The sequence below is a fragment of the Vibrio sp. 970 genome, assembly GCF_033339075.1.
In genome coordinates this window covers 1-526 of record NZ_JAWOTW010000775.1, presented here as the reverse complement: position 1 = coordinate 526, position 526 = coordinate 1, and the positions used below count along the sequence as shown (strand labels likewise).

Genomic DNA, 526 nt, shown 5'->3' with positions numbered 1-526 from the left:
GCCGTATTTTGGGTTAGCTTCAAGGCGCTCAACCACAGCACAAACGTCACTCCCATCTCAAACAAGCCGACGTATGTCACCGCCGCCCAGCCTTTGATGGAGATAGATTGCCAGCTTGCGCCATCATACCAACTCAATACGATAGTGAATGGGATGGCAACCAAAAAGCCCAGCAAAACACCAATCACCGGATCGGCTTTGTTTTTGGTGTTGAGAATCCAGTAACCCGCCCAAAGTAACGTCGACAGCAGTGCCAAGCCAACGCCAAGCGGACTCTCAAACTGCATGCCAAGCACATTGCCTTGCGTTGCAATCACGATCACGCCGAGGTAACTGAATCCACACGCTATCCAATCTTTGCCACGAATCTTTTGCCCCAAAAACACCGCTGCCATCAGGGTGAGCGTAATGGCCCAGCTGTAGTTGATGGCCTGCGCTTGAGAAGCGGGCAGCAAATCGTACGCTTTAAATAGGATCAAGTAATACGCCAACGGGTTGATCAAACCAAGCAGCAAGTAGTACCAAG

Annotated in this window: 1 protein-coding gene; it reads right to left on the bottom strand. The window is 51.0% G+C overall.

What is annotated here, in order from left to right; translation table 11 throughout:
• A partial coding sequence (locus R7Q11_RS29125) for a DMT family transporter (RefSeq protein ID WP_225467338.1) occupies positions 1-526 on the bottom strand: 526 nt, incomplete at both ends.